The sequence below is a fragment of the Janthinobacterium sp. GW822-FHT07A03 genome (genome assembly GCF_058798815.1).
In genome coordinates this window covers 583,617-598,532 of record NZ_JBXAKW010000002.1, presented here as the reverse complement: position 1 = coordinate 598,532, position 14,916 = coordinate 583,617, and the positions used below count along the sequence as shown (strand labels likewise).

Here is a 14,916-nt window from a genome sequence, read left to right as displayed (position 1 = left end):
TCTCCTAAAATCACCGGCAAGGGTGAGTTACATCTTGATGCCGGTATGCAAAGCGGCAATGCCTGCCGTCAAATTGTAGTACTGCACGCGTTCCAGGCCCGCCGTTTCCATCATGGTCTTCAAGGTTTCCTGGTCCGGGTGCATGCGGATCGATTCCGCCAGGTAGCGATAGCTTTCCGCGTCGCCGGCGATTTTCTGCCCGAACCATGGCAGCACCGAGAACGAATACAGGTCGTACGGCTTTTGCAGGGGAGCTGCCACCTTGGAAAACTCCAGCACCAGCAGCTTGCCGCCCGGTTTCAGCACGCGGCGCATTTCCGCCAGCGCCACGTCCTTGTGCGTCATGTTGCGCAAGCCAAAGGCCACGCTGACGCGGTCAAAATAATTATCGGGGAACGGCAGTTTTTCCGCGTCACACAACAAGGTGGGGGTGAGCAAGCCGCGATTCAAGAGGCGGTCGCGGCCCACGCGCAACATCGATTCATTGATATCGGTCAACCAGACTTCACCCGTAGGACCCGCCTGCTTGGCAAACGCCTTCGACAGGTCGCCCGTGCCCCCGGCGATGTCGAGCACCTTGAAACCGGGGCGCACGCCCGCATTGGCAATGGTGAACGTCTTCCACAGACGGTGCAGCCCGCCCGACATCAAGTCGTTCATCACGTCGTATTTGGCAGCGACGGAATGGAACACCTTGGCGACTTCGCGCACTTTGTCGTCTTCTGCAACTGTTTTGTATCCGAAATGGGTCGTATTGGTCATGGTAGGCAGTCTGTTTGAACTTGCATGCATTATACAAGCGGCAGGCGCATTTCCCCGTGACGCCGGAGAAGGTATTGCCTTTCCACTGCATTCTCAGCCAGCATGGCCGCCCGCGCATACGCTGCCAGCGCACCCGGCCGGTCGCCGTGGCGGCGCAGCAAGTCGGCCCGGGCCGCGTGCAGATAATGCGAATTGGCAAGGCTGGGCACGGCTTCCAGCCGCGCCAGCCACGCCAGCCCGTGTGCGGCGCCGTGCGCCATGGCGCAGGCGATCACGGCATTGAGCAAGATCAAGGGTTCCGGCTTGTGCCGCAGCAAGGCGCCGTACAGGGCGCTGATCTGGCGCCAGTCCGTCCGGCTGGCCGTGGGCGCTCGGGCGTGCAAGGCAGCAATCGCCGCCTGCAACTGGTACGGCCCCGACGCGCGCGCCGGCAAGGCCAGCGCCAGCACGGCCAGCCCTTCGGCAATCAGAGCGTCGTCCCACAGGCCGCGGTCCTGCTCTTCCAGGGTCAGCAGTTCACCTTCTGTCGAGAGGCGGGCCGGACCGCGCGACGCCTGCAGCAGCATCAGGGCCAATAGCCCCTGCACTTCCGGCTGTCCAGGCTGCAAGCTGTCAAGCAGCCGTCCCAGGCGCAGCGCTTCCGCGCACAGGTCGGCGCGCAGCAGGCTATCGCCGCCGCTGGCGCAATAGCCTTCGCTGAACACCAGGTAAATCACGTGCAGCACTTGCGCCAGCCGTGGCTGCAACTCTTGCTCCAGTGGCAACTCGAAAGGGATGCGCGCTTCGGCGATCTTGCGCCTGGCGCGCAACAGGCGCTGCGACAGGGCCGCTTCCGCCACGCCGAAGGCGCGCGCGATTTCGGCCGTGGACAGCCCACACAGGGTGCGCAAGGCCAGCGCCACCTGCGCCTCGGGCGCCAGCGCGGGATGGCAGCAGATGAACAGCAGGCGCAGGCGGTCGTCTTCGATGGCTTGCGTTTCCTCAAGCATGGCCGCCGGCAGGCGCGACAGCACGGCATCGGCATCGCCGACGCTCTTGCCCGCCCGGCGCACGTGGTCGAGGCCCGCGTTGCGCGCCACGGCACTGAGCCAGGCGGCGGGATGATCGGGAATGCCCGTGCGCGGCCACAGTTCCAGGGCCTTGCGGCACGCTTCCTGCAGCACGTCTTCCGCCAGGCCCAGGTCGCCGAAACGCCGCATCAGGCCGGCCAACACCCTGCCCTTTTCCTGGCGAAAGACGTGCTCGACGGCCGTAACGGCGTCGCCGGCCATGGCTATGCCGTGACAGGCCGCACTTCGATCGTGCCCAGGGATGCCGCCGGACAACGCCCGGCCCAGGCCAGCGCCTCGTCCAGGTGTGCGCAGTCCAGCAGATAATAGCCGCCCAGCTGCTCCTTGGTTTCCGCGAACGGCCCGTCCGTGATGACAGGCTTGCCATTGCGCACGCGCACGCAGGTGGCGCTGCCCACGGGCGCCAGCTCGGCCCCGCCACGCAGCACGCCGGCCGCCTCCAGCGCCTGCGTATAGCTGGCAAAGTCGGCCATCAGGCTGGCCATCTGGCCCTCTGCCATGGCTTCGTAGAGCGCCTCGTCGGCGTAGATCAGGATCATGTATTCCATAGTCTCTTCTCCAAAAGAAAAATGCCCGCAAGCGCGGGCATTCATACGACGAACGGGCGGCGGCAATCCGACAAGATTACCGCATTATTTTTTCAGCCTAGTGTTTATGCCCGCAGCTGGGGCCATGGACGTGGCCGGACGATTGCTTGACCGTCATGTCGGCCTTGGCGTCGCGGCCGCTGTCGCCCGGGTAGCCGGCTGCCGCCAGCTGATCAAGGTAGGCTTGCCACAGTTTGTCCTTTTCCGCGCCCAGCTTGTACAGATAGGCCCAGGTATACAGGCCGGAATTGTGGCCATCGCTGAAGGTGGGCTGCACGGCGTAGTTACCGACGGGCTCGATGCCCGTGATGCCCACCAGGCGCTTTCCTAGCTGCAAGGTTTCCTGCCCCTTGCCATGGCCCTGCACTTCGGCCGACGGCGAGTACACGCGCAGGTATTCGAACGGCAACGCAAATGTGCTGCCATCGTCGAAAGCCACGTCGAGCACGCGCGACTGGTTGTGCACGGTCAAGCCGGTGGGTTGGGGTGTTGCTGCTTTTTCAGTCATGACAATACTTTATGCGGATAAACGTTGAATGATGGCCTCGCGCAAGGCCGGCAACAGGGCGCGGCGCGCGGCCAGCACCTCGAGCGCCGTCTCGCGCTGGACCACGGCCCAGCTGGGGTGCGGGAAATGCGCGTCGTCACGATAGCGCGGGATCACGTGCCAGTGCACATGCGGCGTCATGTTGCCGAAACTGGCCACGTTGACCTTTTCCGGCGCCATCACTTCGCGCACGGCCAACTCGACTTGCCACACGACTTCCATCACGTAATTGCGCTCGCCCGGCGTGAGATCCGTCATTTCCTTCACGTGCTTGTTCCAGATCACGCGGCAAAAGCCGGGGTAGCTTGGGTCGTCGACGGCCACCACGGACAGGCGCTCGCTTCGCCACAGCAAGGCCTCACAGCCCTGCTTCTTGGCAAAGCCATCGAGCAACTGACACAGATCGCAAGGCGTGGACATTACACGAGCACCCGTTCGATGCCGCCGTCATTGGCGCGTTTCACGTAATCCGGCATCCAGTTCTCTCCCAGCAAGTGTTTGGCGATCTCGACGACGATGTAATCGGCCGTCGTGCCCGAATCGTCATTGTAGCGCGACAAGCCTTGCAGGCACGACGGGCAGCTGGTGAGGATTTTAACGTCGCCAGTAAAACCGTCGCCGCGCAGCTTGTCGGCGCCCTTGACCATCTCTTCTTCCTTGCGGAAACGCACTTGCGTGGAAATGTCGGGGCGCGTGACGGCCAGCGAGCCCGATTCGCCGCAGCAACGATCATTCTTCTCGATCTTCACGTTGTCTACCGTGCTGATCAAGGAATTGATGGTCTTGCCCGATTCCTGCAGCTTCATCGGATTGTGGCAAGGCTCATGGTACATATAGCGCGTGCCATTGACGCCTTCCAGCTTGACGTTTTTCTCCAGCAAATACTCATGGATATCCATGATGCGGCAGCCAGGGAAAATCTTTTCAAACTGATACGTTGCCAGCTGATCGTAGCAGGTACCGCAGGACACCAGCACCGTCTTGATGTCGAGGTAATTGAGCGTGTTGGCCATGCGATGGAACAAGACGCGGTTATCCGTCATCATCTTCTCGGCCTTGTCGAACTCGCCCGCGCCCCGCTGCGGATAACCGCAGCACAGGTAGCCAGGCGGCAAGACCGTCTGCACGCCCACTTCCCACAGCATCGCCTGCGTCGCCAGGCCCACTTGCGAGAACAATCGCTCCGAGCCGCAGCCGGGGAAGTAGAACACAGCTTCCGTATCGGCCGTGGTCGTCTTAGGGTTGCGGATGATCGGGATGACCTTGTCGTCCTCGATGTCGAGCAGCGCGCGCGCCGATTTCTTCGGCAAGTTGCCCGGCATCTTCTTGTTAATGAAGTGGATCACCTGCGCCTTGACGGGCGGTTTGCCCGTCGATGGCGGCGGCGCCTTGGTTTGCTTTTTCGCAAACTTCTTCAGCAAATCATGGCCCAGGCGCTGCGCCTTGTAACCCCAGCCGATCATGACCTTGCGCGTGGCGTTGATGGTCACGGGATCGGTGGCGTTGAGGAACATCATCGTCGCCTTGGTGCCCGGATTGAAGCTCTTCTTGTCCATCTTGCGCAACAAATTGCGCATGTTCATCGACACGTCGCCGAAGTCGATGTTCACCGGGCAAGGCGTGACGCATTTATGGCAGACCGTGCAGTGGTCGGCCACGTCCTCGAACTCTTCCCAATGCTTGATGGAAATACCGCGGCGCGTCTGCTCTTCGTACAGGAAGGCTTCGATCAGGGACGAGGTCGCCAAAATCTTGTCGCGCGGCGAGTACAGCAAGTTGGCGCGCGGCACGTGGGTCGAGCACACGGGTTTGCACTTGCCGCAGCGCAAGCAATCCTTGACGCTGTCGGCGATGGCGCCGATGTCGCTTTGCTGCATGATCAAGGACTCATGCCCCATCAGGCCGAACGATGGCGTGTAGGCATTGCGCAAGTCGGCGCCCATGCCCGGCAGGTTCAACAATTTGCCCTTGTTGAAACGGCCTTCCGGATCGATGCGCTGCTTGTAGCTGCGGAAGTCGCCAATCTCTTCTTCCGTCAAAAATTCCAGCTTGGTGATGCCGATACCGTGTTCGCCGGAAATCACGCCATTCAGCGAGCGGGCCAGGATCATGATGCGGCCCACGGCTTCGTGGGCGTCCTGCAGCATTTCGTAATTGTCCGAGTTGACGGGCAAGTTCGTGTGCACGTTGCCGTCGCCCGCATGCATGTGCAGCGCGACAAACACGCGGCTACGCAGGGTGCGCGCGTGAATGGCGGTGGCCTCGTCGAGGATCAGTTTGAAAGCGGCGCCGTTGAAGATCTGGCGCAGCTGGGCGCGAATCTCTTGCTTCCAGGTAATGCGCACGGTGCGGTCCTGCACCACGTCGAACAGGGTGGCGTTCGGTTGCGTTTCCAGCCGTGCATCGAACACGGGCAGCAAGCGCTCCATGCCCAGTTCGGCCAGTTCGCCCTTCACATCCATCAACGGACGGTCCAGCTGGGCCAGCAGACAGGTCCAGCGTGCCGTCACTTGCGCCAGCAACTGCTGCGCCTGCTCGGCGCGGTCGCCCAGCATTTCCGCATCGTCGACGCGGTCGTCGGACGCATCGTCGCTCTTGCCTACTGGTAAATTACCCTTGGCAAAGAATTCACTGAGGGCCTCCGCCAGTTGCAGTTTATTCTTGATCGACAGCTCGATATTGATGCGTTCGATACCATCCGTGTATTCGCCCATGCGATTGAGCGGGATCACGACGTCTTCATTGATTTTAAAGGCATTCGTGTGCTTGGCAATCGCCGCCGTGCGGGCACGGTCGAGCCAGAATTTCTTGCGCGCTTCCGGGCTGACCGCCACAAAACCTTCACCCACGCGGGTATTGGCGATGCGCACCACTTCCGACGCCGCTTGCGCGACGGCGTTTTCATCGTCGCCGACGATGTCGCCAAACAGGGCCATCTTCGGCAGCACGCCCCGTTTCGACTTGGTGGCGTAGCCGACGGCGCGCAGGTAGCGCTCGTCCAGATGCTCCAGGCCCGCCAGGCGGATGCTCGTGTATTGCTCGCCTTTCGCCGGCAAGCCATCGAGGTAATCCTTGATTTCCACGATCGACGGAATCGCGTCGCGCGCCTGGCCGAAGAATTCCAGGCAGACGGTGCGGGCGAATTTCGGCATCTTGTGCAAGATCCAGCGCGCCGACGTGATCAGGCCATCGCAGCCTTCTTTCTGGATGCCCGGCAAGCCGGCGAGGAATTTATCGGTGACGTCCTTGCCCAGGCCTTCCTTGCGGAACTTGCGGCCAGGAATTTCCAGGATTTCCGTCTTGAACGGCGCGTTCGGTTTTGTCGCGTCGCGCGTGCTCGGGTGGCGCCATTCCAGCTGGAAACGTGCCAGCGCGATATCGTGGATCTTGCCCAGGTTATGGTCGAGGCGCGTGACGTCGAGCCAGTCGCCATTCGGGTCGACCATACGCCACGACGCCAGGTTGTCCAGCGCCGTGCCCCACAGCACGGCCTTCTTGCCGCCCGCATTCATGGCGACGTTACCGCCGATGCAAGAGGCGTGCGCCGAGGTCGGGTCGACGGCGAAGACGAAACCGGCCTTTTCCGCCGCTTCCGAGACCTTGTTCGTGATCACGCCCGCGCCCGAATTGATCGTCGCGTATTCGTGCGTCAGGCCCGGCAAGACCGTCATTTCCACGGCGCCCAGGGTGATGAGTTTTTCCGTGTTGATGACGGCCGACATCGGCGTCAATGGAATCGCGCCGCCCGTGTAGCCGGTGCCGCCGCCGCGCGGGATGATGGTCAGCCCCAGTTCGATACAACCTTTGACCAGGCCAGCCATTTCCTCTTCCGTGTCGGGCGTGAGCACGACGAACGGGTATTCCACGCGCCAGTCGGTGGCGTCCGTCACGTGCGACACGCGCGTCATGCCGTCGAAGCGCACATTATGCTTTTCCGTATAGCGTCCCAGCACCTTGACCGTGCGCTTGCGCAAGTCGTAGGTCTTGCGGAATTCGTCGCCAAAGTCGGCCACGGCCTTGCTGGCAGCTTTGAGCAGCAGCTCCACATTGGCGCTGCGCGCCTTCGCCACTTCCGGCGTTTCGCCACTGGCGGCCACGTCGCCGCCGGCCGCATCGATGGACAGGCGGCGCTTGTCGACTTCGGCCAGGCGGTGATGCAAGGCATCGATCAAGCCCTGGCGGCGCTTCGGATTGTCGAGCAAGTCATCCTGCAGATACGGGTTGCGGCGCACGACCCAGATATCACCCAGCACCTCATACAACATGCGGGCCGAACGGCCCGTCTGGCGGGCGCCGCGCAGCTCGTCGAGCAGGCGCCAGGAGTCCTCCCCCAACAGGCGTATGACGATCTCGCGATCGGAAAACGACGTGTAGTTATACGGGATTTCGCGCAGGCGGCTTGCTGCGGGACCATTCGGCGTTTCTGCCAGTAAAGCTTGGATATGTGCGGGAGCGTTCATGGAGTGTGGTGACGATGTAGACTGGACCCTAAAGACCCATTTTATCTTATTGCGCCGCACCATGCGGGAACAGCCTTATGCCGTCCAAGGTTTAAGCGCCGCATCCGTCGCCATAGCAAATACGGAAAAGTCTGTTTTTACATGAATAAAAAACCAGTTTCATGGATTTTTTGACGCAAAAATGCCAAGAATCAGACTCTGCTGCAAACTATCGAACTGCCCAAAAATGGGGCAAATGAGCGTTGCATCGCGCACGATTTTGTACGGTATCAGGCCAGCATTTGTCCAATCCGGTGCCATACGCCATCGGGGACGTAGAGCAGCAAGCCCGTCATGGTCAGGTAGCGCGCGCACTTGCCGATGGCCATGTAGGCCACGCTGGGCCAGAACGGCAGCTTGAGCCAGCCCGCCAGGGTGCACAGGGGGTCGCCCACGAGGGGCAGCCAGGCCAGCAGCATGGTCTTGGCGCCATAGCGGGCCAGCCAGCGGAACCAGCGCGTATCGCGCTCCTTGGCGAACGCCTGCTTGGCCCGGTAGCCCATCCAGTAGTCGACGATGCCGCCCAGGGTATTGCCCAGCGTAGCGACGCCGATGGCGGCCCAGAACAGCGCGGGATTGGCCTTGATGACGGCAAACACGGCCGGCTCCGAGCCGAGCGGCAAGAGGGTGGCGGAAATAAAGCTGATCAGAAAGACCGATGTCAGCCCGACTTCCGGTGCTGCGATCAGCTGCAGCAGCCAGGCGATTGCGGATTCGATCATGGAACACTTCGCGATGCGGTAAGGCTCTCCATTATAATGAAGAGCAGCCTGGGCGCCGCACACATCGCGCCGGCTGGCAAAGGCAGACCCGCCCGCAGTTCCACAGAGCATTATTGTCGCCAGGCTATCCGCCGCCGCGCCGCCGCTATCGACAGACACGCTCCAGACCCTTTCTGGCCCAGAATCACTTGCTTGCAGACTATGAACATCGACTACCTCAAGAAAATCCTGACCGCCCGCGTCTATGACGTCGCCACCGAAACGCCGCTGGAACTGGCCCCTGCCCTGTCGCAGCGCCTGAACAACCAGATTTACTTCAAGCGCGAAGACATGCAAAGCGTGTTCAGCTTCAAGATTCGCGGCGCCTACAACAAGATGTCCAAGCTCAGCGAAGCGGAACGCAAGCGCGGCGTGATCTGTGCCTCGGCCGGCAACCATGCCCAAGGCGTGGCCCTGTCTGCCGCCCGCATGGGTTGCCGCGCCGTCATCGTCATGCCGACCACCACGCCGCTGGTGAAAGTCGAGGCGGTCAAGGGACGCGGCGGCGTGAACGTGGAAGTGGTGCTGCACGGCGAGTCGTACACGGATGCCTACAACCACGCGCTGACCCTGGAAAAGGAACAGAAGCTGACCTTCGTGCACCCGTTCGACGACCCGGACGTGATCGCCGGCCAGGGCACGATCGGCATGGAAATCCTGCGCCAGCACGCCGGCCCCATCCACGCCATCTTCGCGCCCATCGGCGGCGGCGGCTTGATCGCCGGCATTGCTGCCTACGTGAAACAGATTCGCCCCGACATCAAGATCATCGGCGTGCAAAGCGTCGATTCGAACGCCATGGCCCGCTCGCTGAAGGCGGGCGAGCGCGTGACCCTGAACGACGTGGGCCTGTTCGCCGACGGCACGGCCGTGCGCCTGGCCGGCGAGGAAACCTTCCGCCTGGTGCAGGCGTATGTCGATGAAATCATCACGGTCGACACGGACGCCATCTGCGCCGCCATCAAGGATGTGTTTACGGATACGCGCAGCATTCTGGAGCCATCCGGCGCACTGGCCATCGCCGGCGCCAAGGCCTACGTGGAACGGGCCAGCCTGACCAAGCACCCCGTCAACAATGAAACCCTGGTCACCATCGCCAGCGGCGCGAACATGAATTTCGACCGGCTGCGTTTTGTGGCGGAACGGGCCGAGCTGGGCGAATTCCGCGAAGCCGTGTTTGCCGTCACCATGCGCGAACAGCGCGGCAGCTTCAAGCGCTTCTGTTCGCTCATCGGCGCGCGCAACGTGACGGAATTTAATTACCGCATCAGCGATGAAAAAGCGGCGCACGTGTTCGTCGGCATCCAGATTGCCGACCGGCATGAATCCAGCGTGCTGGCGAAGACCTTCGAGGAACACGAATTCAAGACCCTCGACCTGACCCACGACGAACTGGCCAAGTCGCACATCCGCCACCTGGTGGGCGGCAAGAGCCGTCTGGCCCAGGACGAGCTGCTGTACCGCTTCGAATTCCCCGAACGCCCGGGCGCACTGATGCGCTTCCTCGACAGCATGGCGCCGAACTGGAATATTTCCCTGTGCCATTACCGCAGCCAGGGCGGCGACGTGGGCCGCATCCTGATCGGCCTGCAAGTGCCGCCCGATGAAATGGGAGAATTCGCCCGCTTCCTCGATACCCTGGGGTACCGTTACTGGGATGAGAGCAGCAATCCTGTGTACAAGCTGTTCCTCGGCTAGTTTCTACACGTCACCTCCACGGCAGATACTCGCCGTGGAGGGAATTAGGCTACCATTCGTCCTTGACTGAATTCACGCCATCACCATGACCACCACCAACGACCTCGCCGAACAATCCCCGCTGGGCAAAAGCTCCGCCTACCGTACCGATTATGCGCCGGAATTGCTGTTTCCGATTCCGCGCCAGGGCAAGCGCGACGAGCTGGAACTGCACGGTACATTACCGTTTTTCGGCCTCGATATCTGGAATGCCTACGAACTGTCGTGGCTGAACCAGCGCGGCAAGCCGCAGGTGGCCATTGCCAAGGTCAGCGCGCCGGCCGATTCGCCCAACATCATCGAATCGAAATCGTTCAAGCTGTACCTGAACTCGTTCAACCAGACCAAACTGGACAGCCCGCAAGCTCTGTTGACCTTGCTCAAGCAGGATTTGTCGAACGGTTTTGGCGCCCCCGTGCAAGTGGAACTGACCTTGCAGGAAGATTTCGGCAAGCTGAAAATGGGCGAGTTCGACGGCGTGCTGCTCGACCGCCTGGACCTGGAAATCACGCAATACACGCCCTCGCCGCTGCTGTTGAAGGCAGCGCTCGATGAAGCGCCCGTGGAAGAAAAACTGGTGTCACATTTGCTCAAATCGAATTGCCTGGTGACGGGCCAGCCCGACTGGGGCAGCGTGCAGATCGCGTATGCGGGGCCGCAGATCGACCAGGAAAGCCTGTTGCGCTACCTGATCGGTTTCCGCGAACACAATGAATTCCACGAGCAATGCGTGGAGCGCATCTTTGTTGATATCTTGCGTCAGTGCAAGCCCCAAAAACTGTCCGTGTATGCGCGCTATACGCGCCGCGGCGGCCTCGACATCAACCCCTGGCGCAGCAACTTCAGCACGGGAGCGATGCCAGGCAACCTGCGCAATGCGCGCCAGTAACGCTACGCAACACCGCGCAACACCCCAAAACCATGCCAGCAGGAATGTTGGCTGTGTTTTAAAACAACGTTGCTGTAGTGCCGCAGAGCATGTCAAAGACGCTGAAAAATCGGAAAATCGGCATTCGGCGGCGGAAAAACCGGCGCGCCGCGTGTTTTTAATCAAGAAATAGCCGATACGCGCCGATGTTATTTTTTTGCTAAAATGATGGCCAGATGGGCTATAGCGCCCACTGCGCCCGCGGCGGGCGTATACTGTTGAGAATTGGCGTTACAGGCCGCGAAAACAGGCCTATAATTCGGCTCGCAAGCCCTCTGCGCATTGCACCATTTCATTGAGTGTCATGACTAATCTTAGCAAAATCTTATCCCTCGAAAACGTCCTCCTGGACCTGGAAGTCTCCAGCAAGAAGCGCGCTTTCGAGCAAGCCGGCCTGATCTTCGAAAACAATTACGGCATCGCCCGCTCTACCGTCTCGGACAATCTGTTTGCCCGCGAACGTCTGGGCTCGACGGGCCTGGGCCATGGCGTGGCCGTGCCGCATGGCAGGGTCAAGGGCAGCAAGACCTTGAAATCGCCGCTGGGCGCCTTCGTGCGCCTGGCCGAACCGATTCCGTTCGAATCGCCCGATGGCAAGCCCGTCAATCTGTTGTTTTTCCTGCTGATTCCCGATCATGTCACCCAGCAACATCTGGAAATCCTGTCGGAAATCGCCGAAATGTTTTCCGATGATGCCTTCCGCACGGCATTGGCCACGGATCCGGAACCGAAATCCGTCCATTCCCGCATCGTCAATTGGCAACCCAGTCTGCAAGCGGCGGGTTAAACTTCAGGTATTCCTCCACTCCTGAAGAAGACTGCCATGTTGCAAACGCCGCTGACGATACAACGCCTGTACGACGATAATCGTGAAAGTCTGCAACTGGGCTGGTTCGCCGGCTTCCCCGGCGGCGAGCGCCTGATCTCCGGCGACGTCTCGTCGGCCGCCGACCAGGTGGGCCACTTGAACCTGATCCATCCGGGCCGCATCCAGGTCTTTGGCCACCAGGAAATCAATTACTACCAACGCCTGAAGGTCAACACGCGCACCCACGTGATCGGCGAACTGATCGCCGGCGGTCCGCCCGCGCTGATCATTGCGCAAGGTCTGGAAACGCCGCCCGACATCCTCGCCATCTGCGACGAGCAAAACATTCCCCTGTTCTCCACCCCGCTGCCGGCCGCGCAAGTGATCGACTTCCTGCGCGTCTACCTGTCGAAAAAGTTGGCGCAGCGCATCATCATGCATGGCGTATTCATGGACGTGCTGGGCGTGGGCGTGCTGATCACGGGCGATTCGGGACTGGGCAAGAGCGAGCTGGGACTGGAGCTGATTTCGCGCAGCCACGGCCTGGTGGCCGACGACGCGGTCGAATTCTCGCGCATCGCGCCGAACATGATCGAAGGCCGCTGCCCGCCCCTGTTGCAAAACCTGCTGGAAGTGCGGGGCCTGGGCTTGCTCGACATCAAGGCTATCTTTGGCGAAACGGCCGTGCGCCGCAAGATGCGTCTGAAACTGATCGTCCACCTGGTGCGCCGCAACGCGCTGGAGGAAGAAGTCGAGCGCCTGCCCTTCCTGTTCCCCACGGAAGACGTGCTGGGTTTGCCCGTGCGCAAGGTCGTCATCCCCGTCGCCGCCGGCCGCAATATCGCCGTCCTGCTGGAAGCGGCCGTGCGCAACACGATTTTGCAGCTGCGCGGCATCGATACCTTGCAGGAATTTATGGAACGGCAACGTTTGGCAATGAGCGGTGACTAGTCTGCAGTGGAGTTCCCCCTTGCAAGGGCGGACTGTTGTGCAGGCACGCAGCCATGCTGCGTGAATTCCCTGCTGCACCAACGCCTTGTCCTGAGTGGAAATTAATTGATTGGTAGAACAAGTTCCTGCTGGGACGATTTTGCTTAACCAATACTACATTCAAAATTGCAATAATTTGTAAAGATCATTGCGTCGGGAGCGCAGTGCCGGTCTTTATTGTATGATCGGGCTATGCATATCGTCCTTATCACCGGAATATCCGGCTCCGGTAAATCCGTCGCGCTCAATGTGCTGGAAGATACCGGCTACTATTGTGTCGACAACCTGCCACCGGCCTTGCTGCCGAGCCTGGTGCAAACCTTGCTTGACGAGGGCACGCCGCAATTGGCCGTGGCCGTCGATGCACGCAGCGCCGAGTCGCTCGTCAGCTTGCCGCACAATGTCGCGCTGCTGCGCGACCAGGGACATGACGTCAAGGTCATGTTCCTGACAGCCACCACGCATTCGCTGGTGGCGCGCTTCTCGGAAACGCGCCGCAGCCATCCCCTGTCGCACGAGTTGCGTCCGAACCAGAATCCGGCCAGCCGCCGCACCCTGATCGAGTGCATCTCGGAAGAACGCGAACGCCTGTCGGCCATCGAGCAGCTGGGCCATGTGATCGATACCTCGGAACTGAGCGCCAACAAACTGCGCGCCTGGATCAAGGATATCGTCGCCTCCGAACGCGCGCCGCTGACCCTGTTCTTCGAATCGTTCGCCTTCAAGCTGGGCGTGCCGCTCGATGCCGATTTCGTCTTCGACGTGCGGGCCTTGCCGAATCCCTATTACGACCTGGCGCTGCGCCCGCTCGACGGCCGCGACGCGCCCGTGATCGCCTTCCTCGACGCGCAGCCGAGCGCGCTGGAACTGCTGGCCGACATCCGCGCCTTCATCGAGAAATGGCTGCCGTCATTCAAGTCCGACAACCGCAGCTACCTGACGGTGGCTCTGGGCTGCACGGGCGGCCAGCACCGCTCCGTGTACATGGCGGAGCGGCTGGCGCAATACTTCGGCCCCAACGAGCGGGTCGTGCTGCGCCACCGCGAGCGTTCTTAATCAGTCGAGGTGGCGCAGCGGATGCGCTTGCGCCGGCCAGACGGGGGCAAAGAAGCGCGCCACCATGCCGGCATCGACCTCGTCCAGGCTTGATGGGTTCCAGCGCGGCGCATTGTCCTTGTCGACCACCAGCGCGCGCACGCCTTCGAGCACTTCGCCATGTTCGAAATTGTGGCGCACCACGCTGCGTTCCATGCGCAGGCAGTCGGCCACGCCCAGGTGGGCGCCGCGCTGCAGCAATTCCAGGGTCACGCACATCATCAAGGGCGAGCGCAGGCGCATGGCTGCCAGCGCCTTGCCCGCAAACGCACTGCCGTCCTGCGCCAGCGAGGCCATGATGGCCGCCACCGAACCCGCGCTGAAATGGCGGTCCAGCGCCGCGCGTGCCGTGGCCAGGGGGGAAGCGCCCGCCTCGGACTGGAACGGCGCCGCCAGCGCCTTGATGGCGACCGGCAAGGCCTCGCCCGGCGTGGACTCGAACAGGGCCAGCAGCGCCCCCATCTGCGCCTCGGGCAGGTACACATCGGCCAGGCCCGTGTACAGGGCGTCGGCCGCGTTGATCGTCAAGCCCGTCAAGCCCAGGTACAGGCCCAGCTGGCCGGCCAGGCGGGACAAAAAGTAACTGCCGCCCACGTCGGGGAACAGGCCGATATTGACTTCCGGCATGGCCATGCGCGTGCGGCCCGTGACGATGCGCAGGCGGTTGCCGGGCCCCGCTTGTGCCACGCCCATGCCGCCGCCCATCACCACCCCATCCATGACGGCGATATACGGTTTCGGATAGAAGTGAATTACATGATTTAAAGCATATTCTTCCGTAAAGAAATCTTCCAGCTGGGCGCTGCCGCCTTGCGGCGTAGCCAGGCCCGCATCATAAAAGAAACGGATGTCGCCGCCCGCGCACAGGGCTTTTTCGCTGCTGGAGCGGATCACCACGGCGTCCACCTGCGGGTCGTCGCGCCAGGCCAGCAAGGCCGCGCTCAGGGCCCGCACCATCTCCAGCGACAGGGAATTCAAGGCTTTCGGACGGTCGAGCACGATGTGCCCCGTGCGGTGGCGGATGGAGGTCTGGACGAAGTCGCTCATGGCAGGCAGGAAAGAAGTGAAAGTGCCAACATTCTAGCCCCTGCGCGAGGAAGATTGCGTTCAAAAGGTCCAGGCGCAAAAAAGG

At 61.5% G+C, this 14,916-nt stretch carries 13 protein-coding genes; 5 read left to right on the top strand and 8 right to left on the bottom strand.

Annotated elements, in window-relative coordinates; translation table 11 throughout:
* Positions 1-27: 27 nt before the first annotated feature.
* The 7 genes from ubiE to AC1RJW_RS08740 form a co-directional block, all read right to left on the bottom strand.
* Positions 28-762, bottom strand: a complete 735-nt coding sequence (ubiE, locus tag AC1RJW_RS08770) for a bifunctional demethylmenaquinone methyltransferase/2-methoxy-6-polyprenyl-1,4-benzoquinol methylase UbiE (protein ID WP_034753359.1) — start codon at positions 760-762, stop codon at positions 28-30.
* A gap of 29 nt (positions 763-791) precedes the next feature.
* The gene (locus AC1RJW_RS08765) at positions 792-2,033 is read right to left on the bottom strand and encodes an RNA polymerase sigma factor (RefSeq protein WP_493044583.1); all 1,242 of its coding nucleotides are present in this window, start codon (positions 2,031-2,033) and stop codon (positions 792-794) included.
* A gap of 2 nt (positions 2,034-2,035) precedes the next feature.
* Complete coding sequence (locus tag AC1RJW_RS08760; protein ID WP_493044582.1) at positions 2,036-2,380, bottom strand: YciI family protein; 345 nt, start codon at positions 2,378-2,380, stop codon at positions 2,036-2,038.
* A gap of 97 nt (positions 2,381-2,477) precedes the next feature.
* Positions 2,478-2,927, bottom strand: coding sequence for a gamma-butyrobetaine hydroxylase family protein (locus AC1RJW_RS08755; protein ID WP_493044581.1), 450 nt, complete (start codon positions 2,925-2,927; stop codon positions 2,478-2,480).
* 9 nt (positions 2,928-2,936) lie between these two features.
* Entirely contained in the window at positions 2,937-3,386 is a 450-nt protein-coding gene (locus AC1RJW_RS08750; protein ID WP_493044580.1) for an HIT family protein, read from the bottom strand.
* Positions 3,386-7,426: a DUF3683 domain-containing protein gene (locus tag AC1RJW_RS08745; RefSeq protein ID WP_493044579.1), complete on the bottom strand. Its 4,041-nt coding sequence runs from the start codon at positions 7,424-7,426 to the stop codon at positions 3,386-3,388. Before AC1RJW_RS08745 ends, AC1RJW_RS08750 begins: the two co-directional genes overlap by 1 nt.
* A gap of 269 nt (positions 7,427-7,695) precedes the next feature.
* Entirely contained in the window at positions 7,696-8,187 is a 492-nt protein-coding gene (locus tag AC1RJW_RS08740) for a YqaA family protein (RefSeq protein ID WP_070221645.1), read from the bottom strand.
* Between the two features lie 201 nt (positions 8,188-8,388).
* Here AC1RJW_RS08740 and ilvA point away from each other — a divergent pair, with 201 nt between their 5' ends.
* The 5 genes from ilvA to rapZ all read left to right on the top strand — a co-directional run bounded on the left by ilvA (position 8,389) and on the right by rapZ (position 13,745).
* Positions 8,389-9,924: a threonine ammonia-lyase, biosynthetic gene (gene ilvA, locus AC1RJW_RS08735; protein WP_034753344.1), complete on the top strand. Its 1,536-nt coding sequence runs from the start codon at positions 8,389-8,391 to the stop codon at positions 9,922-9,924.
* 85 nt (positions 9,925-10,009) lie between these two features.
* Complete coding sequence (gene queF / locus AC1RJW_RS08730) at positions 10,010-10,852, top strand: NADPH-dependent 7-cyano-7-deazaguanine reductase QueF (protein WP_493044578.1); 843 nt, start codon at positions 10,010-10,012, stop codon at positions 10,850-10,852.
* Between the two features lie 343 nt (positions 10,853-11,195).
* The gene (locus AC1RJW_RS08725) at positions 11,196-11,678 is read left to right on the top strand and encodes a PTS sugar transporter subunit IIA (RefSeq protein WP_034753339.1); all 483 of its coding nucleotides are present in this window, start codon (positions 11,196-11,198) and stop codon (positions 11,676-11,678) included.
* A 36-nt stretch (positions 11,679-11,714) separates the two neighbouring features.
* Positions 11,715-12,650 carry an HPr(Ser) kinase/phosphatase gene (gene hprK, locus AC1RJW_RS08720; RefSeq protein WP_034753337.1) on the top strand — a complete coding sequence of 312 codons (936 nt, stop codon included), beginning with the start codon at positions 11,715-11,717 and terminating at the stop codon, positions 12,648-12,650.
* A gap of 231 nt (positions 12,651-12,881) precedes the next feature.
* On the top strand, positions 12,882-13,745 hold the full coding sequence (gene rapZ, locus AC1RJW_RS08715; protein ID WP_139092210.1) for an RNase adapter RapZ: 864 nt from the start codon (positions 12,882-12,884) through the stop codon (positions 13,743-13,745).
* Here rapZ and AC1RJW_RS08710 read toward each other — a convergent pair whose 3' ends face one another.
* The gene (locus AC1RJW_RS08710) at positions 13,746-14,831 is read right to left on the bottom strand and encodes an enoyl-CoA hydratase/isomerase family protein (protein WP_493044577.1); all 1,086 of its coding nucleotides are present in this window, start codon (positions 14,829-14,831) and stop codon (positions 13,746-13,748) included. It lies immediately after the preceding gene.
* Between the last annotated feature and the right edge of the window lie 85 nt (positions 14,832-14,916).